Raw genomic sequence first — 16,101 nt, forward strand, 5'->3', positions numbered from 1 at the left:
TTAGGCCTGCCGCCAGCGTTCAATCTGAGCCATGATCAAACTCTTCAATTTAAGATTTTGTCGACTCAATGAATACTGATTCTATCTAACGATAGTGAATTGACTGTGCTAAGACCGAAGTCTTAATTGGTCACTCAGTTCATTGAAATCATTTTGATTCCGAAGAATCTGTTTGCCTTTGCTTATAAAAGCGAAAACAAACTTAGTGATATTCATCAACGAGTGCCCACACAGATTGATAGGTTTAAATTGTTAAAGAGCTTTTGCTTATCGAAACTTTCTTTTTACAAAGAAAGCTCTCAAAGCGGACGTGCATTCTAGCGATTTAATCTTCAGTGTCAAACACTTTTTTGAAAATTAATTTCTTTCGAATTTTCGTCTTACTGATTACTGCTGAAGCCTTGCGGCGTCTGCCGTGTCAGTGAGGCGGCATTATAGAGATCATCTAAAACTTGGCAACCCCTTTTTTAATAAAAAATCGAAAAAAGTGCTTACATGATTATTTTTAATTCAAAAGCCATTAATTTTGGCTATACATCCACCAAAAACGCGCTCTACAACTAAAATTCGGCCACTAATTCTTTGCTAAAATCAGACAGACTCAGTTCAAAGCTCCATTTTTCTGCTTCTTTCTTTATATGATCTATCGAAGAATCAACCGAATTCATTGTAAGTGTGTTGTTATCAAGCTCATAGACTTGCTTTTGCGTCGTATAGTAGAAGTAAAGAACGGTAAGTGCGTTTCGATTACCCTCATCCGCCGCGGCTTTAATCTTCTTCAGCTTTCTATATATCTGGTTGTGTATCTGTTTTAAGTTCCAAACATACACGGCCTCATTAAGGTAAGGGTGGGTTTTGATCTTCGATGCAATAAAGGCATTTAACGCAATCGCCAGAACGACCCCAAACAGGTTTAAGTGAAAGTTACCTGTCGATTCGCCAGAAATGCTCTCCTTCACACCAAACAGTTCAATCAAAAGTGTACCGAACCCAATCGCACTAATCGCAAGAGACGCTACTAATCCAATTAGCAGTACGTTCATCTTCTTTCTATATTCTTCTTTATTGATTTTCTGCAGTTCCATTGATAACTCCTTGATATCAGATGATGGCCATTCTCTATTTCTCCTAACACGTTCTCAACTGGTTAGATGTTTAAATGTGTTAACCATCTATTTACTACGTATAAAAACAATAAAGGTACTTAAAACTGCTCTGGTTAATTGACTTAGCTTAGATAAAGGAGTTACATACCGCGACAAGTTAGTTAATCATTGATACGGGCTTAGAGAACTCGATTCGCTCCGTATAACTAGAAAGGTACATTTCATGCGTTCATTCGTATTGCGTGCTCGTGCGGCACCAACTGAAAGCAAGTTGATTTTAGAAGGCGTTGGTCAAGAAGCTCATACTGAAATATTGGCTCACACGTTGATGAACACCATCTTCGTAGCTCAATCTCATCGTGAAGATGTTACCGTTCATCTTGTGTTGGAAAGTACCAAAGACTTTTCTCGTACAATTACCGTAGATTCAAACGCCATCACGAATATCGGTGGTTTCCACGAGAGCGCACTCTTAGCCGCGGTTGTTCGTGCTGTTGATGCATCTCAAGGCATGGGTAAAGAAGAGACTCGTCAAGTTGAGCCGGGGATTACCGTTCGAACTATCAGTTTCGAGAAGCTCGTAAAAGAACTGGCCGAAGACCACCAGCTTTACATGATGGATAAGAAAGGCGAATTTATCCGCGATGCCGAGATTGCAGACAATCCTTGCTTCTTACTGACTGACCACATCCCAATGCCAAAGAAGAGTTACAACAGCTTAAAACGCCTAGGGACTGAGAAAATCAGTCTAGGCCCTAACATGCTGTTTGCTTCCCAATGTGTTGTGTTGATTAATAACGAATTGGATATCCGCGGTTTTTAACGTCGTTACAATACCTTCATATAACAAAGCCCGGTATTTCACCGGGCTTTGACTTTAAGCATGTTGATAACTCACCTATACAGTTCATATCGATACAAGCTTTCAAAACAAGTCTCGCATTAGCGTCTCATACTGCTCCGTCGCGAGTACAACAAGATGATTCAACTCTTTTGCATCTTTCTCTGCTAATAGCAGCTGCCAATCACAATGTTTACCATCTTGATCTTGCCCTAGCACTTTGATGTTACCTTCCTCAAACTCAAATGATAGATGACTGAAGTCGGTATTATGGTGCTCATGAGATTCCAAAATTTCAAATTCTAGGTTGCCCGTTGGGTTTACTTGAATGTGTGCATGACAATCTTGCTGATTCTTTAACTCATACTCCCTGTGTATTGCGAACATAGTTCCTCCTATCTCTAAACCGCTAGCTAACTAAGCACAAAATGCACTGCTACATAAAGTGTAGCTTTAGAAGGGAGTTCGAATCGCTAAACAGAACGCCGATTTGATTAGAGACAATATTGAGGTGAGTAAAGTCATTTCCAGCTCAATACAGCTTGACGCAAGTATTCCATCTCAATTGGTTGAAAACATAGAGCAAGCTTATTTTGACTAGAAATAGCCTCTCTTGACCATAAAAAAGAGCCCACCTTGGTGAGCTCTTTCGACATCGATTTTATCTCTCGACGGTTATGTTTTTATTTAGGCTAACTTGTTAACCAAACATAAATGTGTATAGGTAACCCGCGCCAATCGCCATACTTAAGATTACGAATAGGAACGCTGCAATCATCTGATTCTTGAAGATAGATTTCAGTAGAATCACTTCGGTCAAACTTGCACCCGCACTACCAATAATCAATGCCATTACTGAACCAAGTGCCATACCTTTCTGTACGAGAGCTGCACTCAAAGGAATTACGGCCTCTGCACGGATGTATAGTGGAATACCAATTACCGCTGCGATAGGAATCGCGTACCACTTGCCTTCACCTACATACTCAGCAATCAAGTCTGTTGGGATAAAGCCATAGATGAATGAACCAATCGCAATACCCATCATTAGATAAGGGAACACTTGTTTAAAGTCTTTCCAAGTCGATAGCCAGATTCGCATCCAACGGCTTGGTTCTTTCTTCTCTACAACTTTCGCAGTTGCCGTACCATCTGCAGAGCAGCATGATACTTCTACTTTTGGTTCTTCTTTGGTGCCACAGCATGATGTCTCTTTTGCCATTACTGGTGCCGGTTCACCGCATGAAGATGTTCCGCAAGACGACTCTTTTTTCTCAACTTTTGGTGCTGAATCTCCGCAAGTTGTTCCACAGCTTGACGCGCCAGCTGATTCGTACGCTTCTGGTTTCACGTAACGTTCAAAGCCAAGTTTTTCAAGAACATAACCCGCTACCACAGATACAGCCATTGCAATCGCAAAGTAGAACAACGCCACTTTCCAACCAAAGGTCACCACAAATAGACCAATGATCACAGGGTTAAGTAGTGGACTACCAAACAAGAACACCATCATTGGGCCAAAGCCCGCTCGCGCTCTTAGCAAACCTTTAAGGAAAGGAATGGTTGAGCAAGAACAGAATGGTGTGATTGCACCAAGCAGTGCCGCGACAACATAACCTTTACCTTTGCGTGAGCTTAGAATCGACTGAATCTTTTCTGGTGTCAGAAATTCCTGCAGTACACCAACAATGTAGCTAATCGCTAAGAAAAGGATGATCAGTTCGGTTGCTAAGAAAGCAAACATGTCCAAGGCTTCTTTTGCCATAGTGAGTATTTCGTTGTTCATAATTAACTCCAAGTTGAGCACTTACAGAGTGAAGATTTCATATTTCTTCAATCCATGTCATTTCGAATATTCTCGAATTATAGAAATATAAAGTGATTGATCAAGCATTATTTCGATAAATATCGAAATATTTTTATTAAAGACTGAAGATCAATGACTTAGTGAACACTGCATGATGTGGTTTGAAATGAGCATTCATTTCGACTATTATCGAATTAAATTTTGAGGAGCCATCATGAACTTAGAAACTGTAGCTAAAGCATTAAAAGAGCTAGGCCACCCTATTCGCTTATCTATCTACAAGACTGTTGTAAAAGCGGGTTATCACGGTATCGCTGTTGGTGGCTTACAAGAGGAGCTCGGTATCCCGGGATCCACTCTTTCTCACCATATCTCTAGCCTTGCATCCGCTGGACTAATCAGCCAAAGACGTGAGGGGCGCACACTTTTCTGTGTCGCAGAGTATGAATGCCTTGATGGTGTAATCGACTTCTTAAAAGATGAGTGTTGCGCCAATGATCAGTGCTAGTGTCGCGAGCCTGAGTCTCGAACAAGTTTGGGCTGAGTATCAACAGGCACTGAAGTCCTTCTTGCATTCAAAAGTCAGTCAGCCAGACGATGTTGATGATCTACTGCAAGAGATCTTGCTGAAAACGTATCAGAATCTGGAGACAGTAAAAGAGTCCGACAGTATCAAGGCTTGGCTGTTTCAGTTAGCAAATCGCACCATCATTGATTTCTATCGCAAGCGTGCGCGCGATCAACGTGACAGCAATATAGATGCGGAAGAACTATGGTTTGCAGAGCTTGATCAGAACACTGAATTTAAGCAGCAACTAGCGCAGTGTATTGAACCCTTTATTCAAGCACTTCCGGAGAAAAACGCATCACTTCTGCTTGCGGTCGATATTGAGGGACAAAGTCAGAAAGAGCTCGCTCTAAGCCAAAACAAGAGCTATTCGACCATTAAGTCGCAGGTGCAGAGAAGCCGAGAAGAACTCAAGAAGTTATTTGAAGAGTGCTGTCACCTATCTTTAGACAAGCACGGCAGTGTTATTGATTGTGACCTAAAACCAGACAGCAATTGTGGCAAGTGTTAACCACAATTCTAATTCAACGTATAGATACACCTAAGAACAAGACGTATAGAACGAAAAAGCCAGCAATCTCGCTGGCTTTTTCTGTTTGAGGCATTCAGTTTAATTACTGCTTGCAGGCTGTGGCGCCACTGGTTGGTAGCGACCTGGCTTATGATTCATAGCCAAAATCAGATTAGTAACCACCGCACCTACTACCGACAGAAGAATCAGAGAAATGTCGACGATAAACAATGACAGGATAACAATAGTACAGTCCAAGCCCATTTGAACCTTACCTGCGCGAATACCAAAACGCTCTTGAAGGTATAGAGCCAAGATATTGAAGCCGCCTAAGCTCATCTTGTGTCTGAATATCACAAGCATGCCTGTACCTATGAGTCCGCCACCGAGCATGGCTGCGTACACCTTGTTGATCTCAGCAATCTGAATAACGTGATACAGATGATCAACCGCGAACGAAACGATAGAAACAGCAATAAAGGTGTTGATCGTAAAGCGCCAGCCCATACGGGTAACAGATAAAATATAAAAAGGTAAGTTAAGCGCGAAGAAAACCTGACCAAAGCTAAGCTCTGTGATTTTGGTAATGAAGATAGCTAACCCTGCAGTACCGCCAGTCAGCAACCCTACTTGATTGAAAAAGATAACACCGAGCGACACCAATGCACTACCTAGGGTTAATGCTAGTAAGTTCTCTCTGAGGTTATGATCTTTGTCCATTTGGATGACTCTCCCTTAAATTCCGAAACTTTTTTCGCTCATCCTGAAGCGATTTCGGCACTAGGGTCACGATTTTTAAGGAATATGTCGAGTTTATAGAGTGTGATCAATGTAACTCAAATCGTATTGTTTTGTTTACAACCCAATAAATAACCATTGATTACAACGCGTTATATATCACTCTATATAACAAGCTGGCAGGCTTAAGGGTTCGACTTCACTAAACAAGTTTGACGCTCTCTTATCTATGCATGAAACGCATAGATTGAATCACAAATCGTCATTTGTCTCATGTGCAGACTCTCTTTAAGATGCGCGCCTTCTTACAACATTGAGCGCATGTAAAACCCTTATGTTTTCACAATCTCTTTTTGCCCAGCTCGCCAGAATGACTCTGTTTTTGGTCATCAGTTTAGTGGTGGTTCATCATAGCCAACCATTGATCGATCTTTTGGCTCAGCACGCTGTAAGTAGTGGGTGCCACCAGCAGTCTGCGCATGAGCATTCTGGGCACGAACACCACCACGACATGGGTGAACATGACATGTCTGCACATCACTCAAATCATCATTAATTTAAGAGTATTAGAATGAGTATTTTCCGCTTTCCCTTACTGGTATGGCTTGGGATCGGCACATTAATCATCAGTCTAGGGATCAGACAATCGTTCGGCATTTTCATGATGCCTATTTCCGAGCACTTCAACACTGGTCGTGAGTTCTTTAGCTTTGCGATCGCACTGCAAAACCTGTTGTTTGGTGTTTTTCAGCCGTTTGTTGGTATGGCTGCCGACAAATGGGGCGCTCGACGCATTATCATCGCAGGCGCATGTGCTTATGGCGTAGGTCTGCTTCTTACTTCCATCTCTACCGAATCGAGCATGCTATACATCTCTCTCGGCGCGCTGATCGGTTTAGGTTTGAGCGCCACAAGCTATGTGATTGTTCTTGGTGCTGTCGCAAAAGTCGTCCCTGCGGAACACGCTGCAAAAGCCTTTGGTTTAACAACCGCTGCAGGTTCATTTGGTATGTTCGCAGTGATTCCCGGTGCGCAGTACATGCTTAACGAGTTTGATTGGCAGTCGGCAATGCAAGTATTCGCATTACTATGCTGCTTAATGATTTCGTTTGCTCTGTTCATGCGAGCGCCTAAGTCGAAAAACGCAGTAAAAACACAAACTGCTAATGCAGAAGACTCACAGACACTGAAACAAGCATTGTCTGAAGCCTTTGCGCACAAAGGATACTGGCTTATCCACGCAGGCTTCTTTGTTTGTGGTTTCCACGTGATGTTTATTGCAACTCACTTACCAAGTTACTTGGCGGACAAAGATCTACCCGCTAGTAGTGCAGCTATGGCTCTTGCGTATGTCGGTATCTTTAACATCTTCGGCTCATACTTTTGGGGCGTAATGGGCGATAAATTCAGCAAGCGTCATGTAATGTCGGCTCTTTATCTAGTGCGAACTGTAGTTATTGGCGCATTTGTGACTCTGCCAGTAACAGAATCTACAGCAGCGATTTTTGGTGCTGCGATTGGTTTCTGTTGGTTGGGTACAGTGCCACTTACCTCAGGTCTAGTAAGACAGATCTTCGGTGCGCGTTACCTATCTACCCTGTATGGCTTGGTTTTCTTCACTCACCAAGTTGGTAGCTTCTTAGGGGCTTGGGTTGGCGGTCGTATTTACGATTATTACGGCTCATACGAACCAATTTGGTGGTCGACGGTCGTGCTGGCTTTTGCTGCTGCGCTTATCCATTTACCAATTAATGATAAGCCAATTGAACGTCTTAAGATGGCAATGGCTTAATGAAAGTAAACGGCTGCTCTTAGTGAGTGGCCGTTTTTCTATCCGTCTCGACAAGCTACTCTTTTAACAGAAATTTTGCCGACATATGGGACAGGCAACGCTATTTTAATTTATAGTATTTATCTTCTTATCCAATTCGCAGATTGATAGCACATGGAACTGTTCGATCAGACAGTCATTATCGCAATGGCACTCATTTTTGTTGGCTCTTTCGTTCAAACCGCTATCGGTTTTGGCTTAGCTATTGTCGCGGCTCCGTTACTATTTCTTGTTTCACCAGATTATGTCCCTGCCCCAATCTGTTTAGTCGGTTTGTTTATCTCTGTCTTCAATGCCATGAAGCACCGTAGCAATATTTCGATTGGTGGTCTCAAGGTGGCGCTGCTAGGTCGAATTCCGGGTTCACTCGCAGGCGGTGCACTGTTGGTGATGGTATCAACCAGTGTCTTATCTTTATGGCTAGGCCTGCTGGTTGTGTTTGCCGTCATCGTGAGCCTACTTCCATTCAGATTAGAGCCGACACCAGCGAAAATGGGCATTGCAGGATTCTTCTCTGGCTTCTTTGGTACCAGTTCAGGCATTGGTGGTCCCCCAATGGCGCTATTGCTGCAACACCAAGATGCCAATCAACTACGTGGTAATCTGTCTGCCTTCTTCGTATTCAGCTCAATTATCTCGCTGGTTGTTCAGATCCCAATTGGCTTTTTTACGTTACATCATTTGGTTATTACCTTGCCACTGCTCCCAGCAGCTTGGTTAGGCTATAAACTGGCGTTGATGACTACACAAACTCTACCTAAAGAACAAATTCGAATCGGAGCACTTTTGCTCTGCTCAATTAGTGGAGTCACAGCAATATGGCAAGGATTAGCGGGTTAACTTGTCGAACGGCAAAGCGTCGATGACAATAATGAAAGCAGATCTTAGGAAAGGATGACTCAATGGATTACGAACAATTTAATGAATTCTGCAAAGCGTTACCCGCTACTACGTATGTGATGCAGTGGAATAATTCTCACGTGTGGAAGGTCGGCGGAAAGGTGTTTGCGATTGGTGGATGGGGCCCAGATGATCAGCCCGCTTGTATTTTTAAAGCCTCTAATCAAAATTATGACTTCTTAAAAGATGCCCCCGGTTATCGACCTGCGCCCTACTTTGCTTCTCGCGGGATGAAATGGATCCAGTGTACTGATACTCAGCTCGATACCGAAGAGCTCAAATATTATCTCGTTCAGTCACATAAGATTGTCTCTCTCGGGCTGACTAAGAAGAAACAGGCTGAACTTGGCTTGAATCAGTGATGAATCACAACTGACTTCATCACTGAACTTTCACCGCTTTCAGCTAACCAAATACCCTAAATGACTTAAACCAACTTGGAAGATAGGGCTCTATCTTGTTCGCTGATATCACGGGTACTAAGCCATATAGTAAACCTGTAAAAGCAATCGAGGCTGCTAAATCAATTGGCCTATGCATACCCAACCAAACGCGACTATATGCCACGCCTCCTGCCCAAATTAACAACGCACCTACCCACATAAACTTGCGCGCCTGCCAAAATAAACCACCAAAAAACGCCACGCAAATACCAACAAAGATCATATGCCCAGAAGGAAATGAATAGTCTGTTTCGCCGAGCCAATGAATCATTCGCCAATCACTGACCACGCTCGACATCTGCACGATCGCGTCATTCTTAGCAAGCAGTGGCAACTCATAAAATGCTTCAGGTAAATCAACGACCTGTTGTTCTGCTAAATACACAGCATAGGGCCTTGGACTTTCGGTCACGTGTTTAAGGTAAGTCTTGGCGGCAAAACTCAAGCCAAGCAGAATCACCAGTTGAACTCCAACACTGACCAACTTAGAGGCGGGTAAACGCAGTCTCAAGAGCATAATACCGAGCACTAGCAAAGTGATAAGGAATCCCTGACTACCTGCAGAATACGTAACATAAGTGATCAGCGCACCGACAAACTCATCTACCTTGTTCGAGAAGTTAAAATCAGAACCAAATAAAAAGAATGGCAATAGACAATATAGGCTCAGAGCGAGAAGTAATAAGCCCTTGGATTTATTGGAGAAGATGAGTTTCATAGAAGTAGGCTAACGTTGAAAAAATCGAATGCTAGCTCACCTTATCACTCTCAATATCAAATTTTTGTCAGAAAGCCTAGTGAGCAGTGATATTTCTATAAATGGCCTAAATTCAATGTCTTGGGCGTATTATTCCACTCATCCACATTCACACCGAATGCAATTAACTACACGCTTTTAACCATTGTCTCTTTTCCCCGCAAACATAGCCGTTATTACCTATTTATCCTGTGATTTACTCTGTGATCAATTTTGCAGTAGAACACACTTATGTCGCGAAAACGGGTAATTAATCAGCAAACTGTTCGCTAATTGCGTAAAGTTTGCGGACTATCCTTTTCATATGCCCATGAAAGGATTACCATTCCTGTGCTTTTGAAACCAAGCTCAAAAGCCAATCAAATTTATTTTTTATTCTCAGGGCGGGGCGAAATTCCCCACCGGCGGTATGTCCTTAGTAACACTATGTACGTAGCAAAACTATAGATAAGCCCGCGAGCGCTCGATTCGTCGAGGTCAGCAGATCTGGTGAGATGCCAGAGCCGACGGTTATAGTCCGGATGAGAGAGAATGGAAACACACCACTCATACTATTGAGTTGGTGCATTTCGTTTTGGATAAAACCATGCGAACGACGATCTGTCTTATACCAATCACAGTAATTAAGTGATCAAAAATAGCGCAGGAAAAAGGCTTGAGAACAAGGCTGCTTTTTTCAACAGAGAGTTTCGATGAGTAGTTATTCTACAATCAAAAATTCTAACGCAGTTATCGAGCATTTTAACAAGCTAGGGTGAGCAATTATTTACTACGATTGGTATTGGTGATAGGTCGAGTTGTCGTTTGGCTGTCATCCCTCATACAAGCCCTGATTCTGGTGATATTTTAGGAGTTAAACCATGAATCAGTCTTCAATTTTGGCCGAATTTGGCGAACCAATTGAGCGTGTTGAAAACGCACTACAAGCACTACGCGAGGGTCGCGGCGTACTTCTACTTGACGATGAAGATCGCGAAAACGAAGGCGACATCATCTACTCAGTAGAACACCTAACTAATGAGCAGATGGCGCTGATGATCCGCGAATGTAGCGGCATTGTTTGCTTATGCCTAACTGACGAACAAGCAAACCAACTTGACCTACCGCCAATGGTTGTTGATAACAACAGCGCTAACCAAACCGCTTTCACAGTGACTATCGAAGCGAAAGTGGGTGTAACTACTGGCGTTTCTGCAGCTGACCGCGTAACCACGATCAAAACTGCCGCTAACCCAAGTGCAAAACCAAGTGACTTAGCGCGCCCAGGTCACGTATTCCCACTGCGCGCTCGTAAAGGTGGTGTTTTGGCTCGTCGTGGTCACACTGAGGGTACCGTAGACCTGATGCAAATGGCTGGTCTGCCTTCTGCAGGCGTACTATGTGAAGTGGCTAACCCAGACGGCACAATGGCGAAAACGCCAGAGATCGTTGCTTTTGGCAAACTGCACAACATGCCTGTATTGACTATCGAAGACATGGTTGCTTACCGTAATCAGTTCGACCTAAAACTGGCATAAACGAAACAACACATTTAAAGATCAATTCAAGCCCTGCTCTGTGAGTGGGGCTTTTTCGTATATAACGACCACCTATTTCATTGATATCCAAATATATCTCATCAAACTCTCCCTATTTTAGGGCTAAATTGCACCAAGTTAGACAACCCCGCATACACTTAAAAATATAACTCACTGAATATTAACGATTTTACATTCTGGCACGCTTAGCGCACACCACTAAGGAGGTATTCACATACAAGGAGTGCGTTATGTTTATGCTTATTTCAACTATCGTGGTTTTGGCTTCAGTTTATGCTCTGTTTCACTACTCACAGAAACGCCAAAAATCAAACGATCAAAAATTCGAAACCTTAGTCTTGCTTCGAGAACTGTTGCAGCTTTCGAGAAAACACCGCGCGGCGACTCACTATGCGCTGACCTGTAAGCTGTCGACTGAATCGGTACAACGAGTAAACACTCTGTATCAATCCATGATGACCGCATCCAACAGGCTCATCCAAAAGAGTCCATTTGATGGGCGCCCGATGTACCGTATTTATCAGCTCAAAATTAAGGCGATGCATAACGATTGGCAAACTCGAAGCTTGGTACGAAACCAGTTCATTCATGGCAAAACCATTCGTCACAATATGTTGTTGATGGATGAATTGATGATCACTTGGTTGACGGAATCAGAGCAGGCTGAACTGGTTGATGATTACCACATGGAGTGGCTACAGGTTTTGGATGCCATGGAGACACTCACTAAGCTAAGAATGTGTATTCCTGATATGGATAAACAAGATGAGTTTTTGCGTGCTAAGTTCTACGCCGATCAAATTCATAGACACTTAAACCGCTTGGCGCTGATCTGTCCTTTGAGCTTAGGCTCTCCAACGGGAGCACGTGCTTTACAAGCACTTACCGACATTCATGACAGTGAGCAACGTGTGATTACAGCCACAGCTATGTATGAGTTAACCAGCGACATATCCACCATTATCGCGCAAGTGTATGACCAGATATTGTCTCGAATGACTGAGACGCTTTATCTACCTCTTCCAGAGATTTCATTGAGGCTGGCAGACGACCATCAAGGTGTACACGGTTCCGTGTAAAGGCAGCACATTCAAAGTCGTCGTCCTATAGAACTCCCCACATTGAGTTCGTATCCGATATCACTTTTGGTATCGGATTTTTGTTTTTGTAGAGAGAGAAATGTGCAGAGCAGCTTAACGAGCATGACGGCAAACTAACTCGGTCGAACAATGTCCTGCGACCAGGTGTCGGCCACAAAATCAATGAACTGACGCACCACTGGCAGTTGATAGCTTCGCGAAAGATACACCGCCCACAAGGTACTTGTTGGTACCACATAGTCAGTCAGGATCGGAACCAATTGACCCCGTTCAATTATTGGGTTGGCGATGTCACATGGTAACCTCGCGATCCCTTTACCGCGGCAAGTGGCTTGAACCAAGACTCCAACATCATTGGCAGTGATCGTTCCTGATACATCAACCGAATGCTGCTGGTTGTCTTTTACAAACTGCCACTTTGAGACGTCTAAGTGACGAAAGCAGTTATGGTCTTTAAGATCTGATATGGTTTCAATCGGTGCGTTCTGCTCTAGATAGCTAGGCGCCGCACATATCACCGAATCAATCTTCATCAACTTACGCGCGATGAGGCTCTCGTCTGGAGAGTCAGTGTAACGAAGTGCGATATCAATCCGCTCATCCACCAACTGTGTAAAACGATCTGAAGCAAACAGCTCAATCGTCACCTGCGGATGAAGTTCTGTGAAGGCTTCGACCACATCCAGCAGTAGATGTTGTGTCAATGCAATCGGAGCCGATATCCGAATAACGCCCGACAATTGATCTGTCATATTAAGCGCACTGACTTCCAACTCAGCAGCTTCATGCAGGATGCGCTCACATCGAATCAACGCCGCCTCACCCGCTGTGGTTAAACTGACTTTGCGAGTCGTTCGGTGTAATAGTCTTTGTTTCAACCAGTTTTCAATCTCTTGAACATGCCTCGAAACCTGAAGTCGACTCATACCTAAGTGGTCAGCGGCTTGAGTAAAACTCGAACAGTTTGCAACTTCTACAAAACTGCGCATCGCATTTAATCTATCCAATGTGTACTCCCTTGTGCCTCATTTCACTGAACTTGAGCCGATTAGCAACTTATATAGATACAATCTACATCAACTGGCGATATTTATCACATCTAAGCAAGCTATTAGACTGCAATGGTTGTCGAAACACAGATTAATTAACGGAGAATCATTATGAAAATTGCAGTATTAGGCGCAACAGGTTGGATTGGTAGCCACATAGCTCAAGAAGCCGCATCACGTGGTCATGAAGTTGTCGCGATTGCGAGAGATACAAGCAAAGTGGAACAGCAAGTCATCGAGGCGCGTACTTTCGATCTGCAAGATCCACAAGCGAAGATCAACGATGTGACGTCTGATGTCGATGTGGTGATTGCCTCAATTGGCGGGCGGGCACTTGGCAACCATAAGTTGGTAAAACAGAGTGCAGAAAAACTACTATCAGAGTTGCCAAGCGGTCGTCGTTTAATGTGGGTCGGCGGCGCAGGCTCGTTGGAAGTTGCACCAAACGTTACTTTAGTTACGGTGCCGGACTTCCCTGAAGAGTACAAAGCGGAAGCTCTCGCTCAAGGTGAAGCTCTGAAAGTCTTCAAAGAATCCAATAGCGATGTGCGTTGGACATTTGTGAGCCCAGCTGCGGAGATTTTCCCTGGCGAAACAACGTCTCAATATCGCATTGGTGGTGACCAACTGTTAACGGATGCAGAAGGCAACAGCAAGATTTCAGTATCAGATTACGCTATTGCGATGCTTGATGTTCTTGAAGGCGGTGAACACATCAATAAAAGAATCGGTGTCGCTTACTAAAGCCTATTGGTTCTAAATACTCCAAGCCTAACCCTTGCCTAGCTCCCGCTTGTTACTCATTTAGCAGTATCAAGCGGGGTTCTTTGTATCTGCTCTAGCAAAGAGTTTTTATAGAACAAAATTTACAGAGGAAGATGGCCAGTTTTAACCAAAATCACTGTCTCTTCTTCTACAAATGGAAAGTGCTCACTCATGTGGGGGCTGCGAATCCAAGTGTGTTTTGGATACACGCCATGCTCATCTTGAAAAGTCCCAGATAGCACGAAGATCTCTTCACCGCCAAAATGACGGTGCGGCTGAAAGCGCTCACCAACAGGCCACTTAACTAAAGCGACATGCTCATGCTCAAATTCGTGCAGCGGCATTACCTGCAAACCGCCAATACCCGGTAACCACTCAGTTTGGTTGGTATCAACTCTCACCTGAGCCAAATCTCTATCATCGAATTGATTCAATTTGACCAAAATCGTGCAGCCATTCTTGCTTGATGGAGAGTGAGCGCTACCAGGAGGGTTACGAATATAGGTGCCTGCGGGGAAGTCTCCCGTTTCATCGGAGAATACACCTTCTAACACAAAGATCTCTTCACCTTTGGGGTGTGGGTGTTCAGAAAAAGAGGATTCAGGATCGTACTTAACCACGCTGGTCGTGTGGCCCGACTCTTTAGCTTCGCGCTCTAATGGTTTTCGCCACACGCCTTTGGCAGGGCTTGCTACCCATTCCATAGGGTCAGTTTCAATCACTAACCTTTTCGAAAAATCCATGTTTAACATGATGGTGACCTTACTCTTGCTATCGTTATTATTGTTTTGTCGCGATTTGTTTAACTGCTTTCATTGTACGCGAATAACTGAAGAGGTGACCATTTCCGGTTTTGTTCGGCATACCGCCACCTCTAAAACTTAGGCCTATCAGTTACGCCCTGCAATCACGCCGCCATCGACATCCCAAATTGCGCCAGTTACCCAATCGGCACTGTCAGACAACAAGAATAAAATGCTGTTAGCGATGTCCTGTGGTAAACCTACTCGACCGATTGGGTGGAACTCATTGAAGCCTTCAAGCGCCTCATCCACCTCTTCTGGGTTAATAAATGATTCGTAGATAGGTGTTTTAACCACAGCAGGTGATACCGCATTAACTCGAATATTATGCTCAGCAAGCTCCATCGCCATGTGCTGTGTTAACGAATGCAAACCCGCTTTCGCCATTGAGTAAGCGGAAGATGGCGTGGCTTTGATCGCTTGTTTCGCCCACATAGAGCCAACGTTCACAATATTGCCGCCACCCGACTGAATCATCTTCTTCGTGATCGCTTGGGTAATAAAGAAAGTGGCTTTGTTGAGTTGCATGTATTGGTCGTAATCTGACGCTTGATGGTCAACAAATGCCTTAGGGTTAAAGTAACCCGCAGCATTGACTAAATAACCAATACCTTCTTTTATCGAAGCTAGATGCTCGATAAGGCGAGCTGTGCTTTCATCGTCATAGAGGTTAACTTGGAAGCCTGATGCATGCCCGATAGCTTGAAGCTCCGATACCGCGTTATCTAACTTGGTCGCGTTGTTTCCGACCACCAATACATGGATATTTTGAGCCGCAAGCTGCTTTGCTGTTTCAAAGCCCATCCCACTTGTTCCCCCAATAACGACAGCAATACCTTTTTTAGTGAAGTTCATTTTGTTATCTCCTAAGTCATGTGAACGTGGTAATCTTAGGCTTTGAACTAACACTATGAATAGTAAGTACAAATCGGTTAGGTAGGTACTTTTTGGTACATCTTTATGAAAAATCAGGAAAACTTTTTTTCAAGAAAATCGGCTCCAGAACGCTCGGCACGCATGGTGGAAACCATCTATGGCTGCAAATGGTCACTCACGGTTTATCAATTGTTGGCGAATGGTATCAACCGACCGGGTGAAATGGTTCGTTCTGTCGAAGGCTTATCGACCAAGGTACTCAATGAGTGTTTGAAGCGAAATGTGGAGTTTGGAATTCTAGAAAAGCAGATGTTCAATGAGATACCTCCGCGCGTAGAATATCAAGTCACCCCTTTTGGTGAGAAGTTCTTAGTGATTCTGGAGCAGCTAGAACAGCTGCAAAATGAAATAGATGAAATGTAGCTCTGTTCTCAATATTGCTGGTTCATTCTAACCACCTTATTAGCA

At 43.7% G+C, this 16,101-nt stretch carries 19 protein-coding genes and 1 riboswitch; of the genes, 11 read left to right on the plus strand and 8 right to left on the minus strand.

Annotated elements, in window-relative coordinates; all coding sequences use genetic code 11:
- Positions 1-560: 560 nt before the first annotated feature.
- A complete protein-coding gene (locus VFDL14_RS01820; protein ID WP_032553405.1) occupies positions 561-1,085 on the minus strand; it encodes a DUF3087 domain-containing protein in 525 nt (174 codons plus the stop codon).
- A 244-nt stretch (positions 1,086-1,329) separates the two neighbouring features.
- On the opposite strand from VFDL14_RS01820, the gene trmY reads away from it, so the two are divergent.
- Positions 1,330-1,929 carry a tRNA (pseudouridine(54)-N(1))-methyltransferase TrmY gene (gene trmY, locus VFDL14_RS01815; RefSeq protein ID WP_032553406.1) on the plus strand — a complete coding sequence of 200 codons (600 nt, stop codon included), beginning with the start codon at positions 1,330-1,332 and terminating at the stop codon, positions 1,927-1,929.
- Between the two features lie 102 nt (positions 1,930-2,031).
- Here trmY and VFDL14_RS01810 read toward each other — a convergent pair whose 3' ends face one another.
- Positions 2,032-2,334 (minus strand): hypothetical protein, encoded by a 303-nt coding sequence (locus tag VFDL14_RS01810; RefSeq protein WP_032553407.1) that lies wholly within the window; start codon positions 2,332-2,334, stop codon positions 2,032-2,034.
- A gap of 313 nt (positions 2,335-2,647) precedes the next feature.
- Positions 2,648-3,733, minus strand: coding sequence for a permease (locus VFDL14_RS01805; protein WP_032553408.1), 1,086 nt, complete (start codon positions 3,731-3,733; stop codon positions 2,648-2,650).
- Between the two features lie 235 nt (positions 3,734-3,968).
- Between VFDL14_RS01805 and VFDL14_RS01800 the strand changes: the two genes are divergently transcribed.
- Both VFDL14_RS01800 and sigZ read left to right on the plus strand, forming a co-directional pair.
- Positions 3,969-4,262: an ArsR/SmtB family transcription factor gene (locus VFDL14_RS01800; protein ID WP_032553409.1), complete on the plus strand. Its 294-nt coding sequence runs from the start codon at positions 3,969-3,971 to the stop codon at positions 4,260-4,262.
- On the plus strand, positions 4,249-4,833 hold the full coding sequence (gene sigZ, locus VFDL14_RS01795; protein ID WP_050487497.1) for an RNA polymerase sigma factor SigZ: 585 nt from the start codon (positions 4,249-4,251) through the stop codon (positions 4,831-4,833). The genes VFDL14_RS01800 and sigZ overlap by 14 nt, the downstream gene beginning before the upstream one ends.
- 99 nt (positions 4,834-4,932) lie before the next feature.
- Here sigZ and VFDL14_RS01790 read toward each other — a convergent pair whose 3' ends face one another.
- On the minus strand, positions 4,933-5,553 hold the full coding sequence (locus VFDL14_RS01790; protein ID WP_032553411.1) for a YitT family protein: 621 nt from the start codon (positions 5,551-5,553) through the stop codon (positions 4,933-4,935).
- A gap of 352 nt (positions 5,554-5,905) precedes the next feature.
- On the opposite strand from VFDL14_RS01790, the gene VFDL14_RS24590 reads away from it, so the two are divergent.
- The 4 genes from VFDL14_RS24590 (at position 5,906) to VFDL14_RS01775 (ending at position 8,664) form a co-directional block, all read left to right on the plus strand.
- Positions 5,906-6,127, plus strand: a complete 222-nt coding sequence (locus VFDL14_RS24590; protein WP_084181928.1) for a hypothetical protein — start codon at positions 5,906-5,908, stop codon at positions 6,125-6,127.
- 15 nt (positions 6,128-6,142) lie between these two features.
- The gene (locus VFDL14_RS01785; protein WP_032553412.1) at positions 6,143-7,363 is read left to right on the plus strand and encodes an MFS transporter; all 1,221 of its coding nucleotides are present in this window, start codon (positions 6,143-6,145) and stop codon (positions 7,361-7,363) included.
- A gap of 153 nt (positions 7,364-7,516) precedes the next feature.
- Entirely contained in the window at positions 7,517-8,242 is a 726-nt protein-coding gene (locus tag VFDL14_RS01780; protein ID WP_032553413.1) for a sulfite exporter TauE/SafE family protein, read from the plus strand.
- A gap of 62 nt (positions 8,243-8,304) precedes the next feature.
- Positions 8,305-8,664, plus strand: a complete 360-nt coding sequence (locus tag VFDL14_RS01775; protein WP_032553414.1) for an MmcQ/YjbR family DNA-binding protein — start codon at positions 8,305-8,307, stop codon at positions 8,662-8,664.
- A 43-nt stretch (positions 8,665-8,707) separates the two neighbouring features.
- Here the strand turns inward: VFDL14_RS01775 and VFDL14_RS01770 are convergent, their stop codons facing one another.
- Positions 8,708-9,463: a phosphatase PAP2 family protein gene (locus tag VFDL14_RS01770; protein WP_032553415.1), complete on the minus strand. Its 756-nt coding sequence runs from the start codon at positions 9,461-9,463 to the stop codon at positions 8,708-8,710.
- 409 nt (positions 9,464-9,872) lie between these two features.
- Positions 9,873-10,039, plus strand: a riboswitch (FMN riboswitch).
- 323 nt (positions 10,040-10,362) lie between these two features.
- Here VFDL14_RS01770 and ribB point away from each other — a divergent pair.
- Complete coding sequence (gene ribB, locus VFDL14_RS01765; protein WP_032553416.1) at positions 10,363-11,019, plus strand: 3,4-dihydroxy-2-butanone-4-phosphate synthase; 657 nt, start codon at positions 10,363-10,365, stop codon at positions 11,017-11,019.
- Between the two features lie 251 nt (positions 11,020-11,270).
- The gene (locus tag VFDL14_RS01760; RefSeq protein ID WP_032553417.1) at positions 11,271-12,119 is read left to right on the plus strand and encodes a hypothetical protein; all 849 of its coding nucleotides are present in this window, start codon (positions 11,271-11,273) and stop codon (positions 12,117-12,119) included.
- A 134-nt stretch (positions 12,120-12,253) separates the two neighbouring features.
- Here the strand turns inward: VFDL14_RS01760 and VFDL14_RS01755 are convergent, their stop codons facing one another.
- The gene (locus tag VFDL14_RS01755; protein ID WP_032553418.1) at positions 12,254-13,147 is read right to left on the minus strand and encodes a LysR family transcriptional regulator; all 894 of its coding nucleotides are present in this window, start codon (positions 13,145-13,147) and stop codon (positions 12,254-12,256) included.
- A 153-nt stretch (positions 13,148-13,300) separates the two neighbouring features.
- Here VFDL14_RS01755 and VFDL14_RS01750 point away from each other — a divergent pair, with 153 nt between their 5' ends.
- Positions 13,301-13,933 (plus strand): NAD(P)-dependent oxidoreductase, encoded by a 633-nt coding sequence (locus VFDL14_RS01750; RefSeq protein WP_032553419.1) that lies wholly within the window; start codon positions 13,301-13,303, stop codon positions 13,931-13,933.
- Between the two features lie 122 nt (positions 13,934-14,055).
- On the opposite strand, the gene VFDL14_RS01745 is transcribed toward VFDL14_RS01750, so the two are convergent.
- Both VFDL14_RS01745 and VFDL14_RS01740 read right to left on the minus strand, forming a co-directional pair.
- Positions 14,056-14,706 carry a cupin domain-containing protein gene (locus VFDL14_RS01745; RefSeq protein ID WP_032553420.1) on the minus strand — a complete coding sequence of 217 codons (651 nt, stop codon included), beginning with the start codon at positions 14,704-14,706 and terminating at the stop codon, positions 14,056-14,058.
- 138 nt (positions 14,707-14,844) lie between these two features.
- Positions 14,845-15,612, minus strand: a complete 768-nt coding sequence (locus VFDL14_RS01740; protein ID WP_032553421.1) for an SDR family NAD(P)-dependent oxidoreductase — start codon at positions 15,610-15,612, stop codon at positions 14,845-14,847.
- 105 nt (positions 15,613-15,717) lie between these two features.
- Between VFDL14_RS01740 and VFDL14_RS01735 the strand changes: the two genes are divergently transcribed.
- Positions 15,718-16,056, plus strand: coding sequence for a winged helix-turn-helix transcriptional regulator (locus VFDL14_RS01735; protein ID WP_032553422.1), 339 nt, complete (start codon positions 15,718-15,720; stop codon positions 16,054-16,056).
- Positions 16,057-16,101: the final 45 nt, after the last annotated feature.

It is taken from the genome of Vibrio fortis (assembly GCF_000695685.1).
Classification (GTDB): domain Bacteria; phylum Pseudomonadota; class Gammaproteobacteria; order Enterobacterales; family Vibrionaceae; genus Vibrio; species Vibrio fortis_A.

Bases quoted from the DNA above. Each gene is read 5' to 3' on its own strand.
- VFDL14_RS01790 (WP_032553411.1), bottom strand. From the start codon at position 5,553: ATGGACAAAGATCATAACCTCAGAGAGAACTTACTAGCATTAACCCTA.
- VFDL14_RS01780 (WP_032553413.1), top strand. From the start codon at position 7,517: ATGGAACTGTTCGATCAGACAGTCATTATCGCAATGGCACTCATTTTT.
- VFDL14_RS01740 (WP_032553421.1), bottom strand. From the start codon at position 15,612: ATGAACTTCACTAAAAAAGGTATTGCTGTCGTTATTGGGGGAACAAGT.
- VFDL14_RS01770 (WP_032553415.1), bottom strand. From the start codon at position 9,463: ATGAAACTCATCTTCTCCAATAAATCCAAGGGCTTATTACTTCTCGCT.
- VFDL14_RS01820 (WP_032553405.1), bottom strand. From the start codon at position 1,085: ATGGAACTGCAGAAAATCAATAAAGAAGAATATAGAAAGAAGATGAAC.
- VFDL14_RS01805 (WP_032553408.1), bottom strand. From the start codon at position 3,733: ATGAACAACGAAATACTCACTATGGCAAAAGAAGCCTTGGACATGTTT.
- VFDL14_RS01775 (WP_032553414.1), top strand. From the start codon at position 8,305: ATGGATTACGAACAATTTAATGAATTCTGCAAAGCGTTACCCGCTACT.
- VFDL14_RS01785 (WP_032553412.1), top strand. From the start codon at position 6,143: ATGAGTATTTTCCGCTTTCCCTTACTGGTATGGCTTGGGATCGGCACA.
- VFDL14_RS24590 (WP_084181928.1), top strand. From the start codon at position 5,906: ATGTTTTCACAATCTCTTTTTGCCCAGCTCGCCAGAATGACTCTGTTT.
- sigZ (WP_050487497.1), top strand. From the start codon at position 4,249: ATGATCAGTGCTAGTGTCGCGAGCCTGAGTCTCGAACAAGTTTGGGCT.
- VFDL14_RS01810 (WP_032553407.1), bottom strand. From the start codon at position 2,334: ATGTTCGCAATACACAGGGAGTATGAGTTAAAGAATCAGCAAGATTGT.
- ribB (WP_032553416.1), top strand. From the start codon at position 10,363: ATGAATCAGTCTTCAATTTTGGCCGAATTTGGCGAACCAATTGAGCGT.
- VFDL14_RS01760 (WP_032553417.1), top strand. From the start codon at position 11,271: ATGTTTATGCTTATTTCAACTATCGTGGTTTTGGCTTCAGTTTATGCT.
- VFDL14_RS01735 (WP_032553422.1), top strand. From the start codon at position 15,718: ATGAAAAATCAGGAAAACTTTTTTTCAAGAAAATCGGCTCCAGAACGC.
- VFDL14_RS01745 (WP_032553420.1), bottom strand. From the start codon at position 14,706: ATGTTAAACATGGATTTTTCGAAAAGGTTAGTGATTGAAACTGACCCT.
- VFDL14_RS01800 (WP_032553409.1), top strand. From the start codon at position 3,969: ATGAACTTAGAAACTGTAGCTAAAGCATTAAAAGAGCTAGGCCACCCT.
- trmY (WP_032553406.1), top strand. From the start codon at position 1,330: ATGCGTTCATTCGTATTGCGTGCTCGTGCGGCACCAACTGAAAGCAAG.
- VFDL14_RS01750 (WP_032553419.1), top strand. From the start codon at position 13,301: ATGAAAATTGCAGTATTAGGCGCAACAGGTTGGATTGGTAGCCACATA.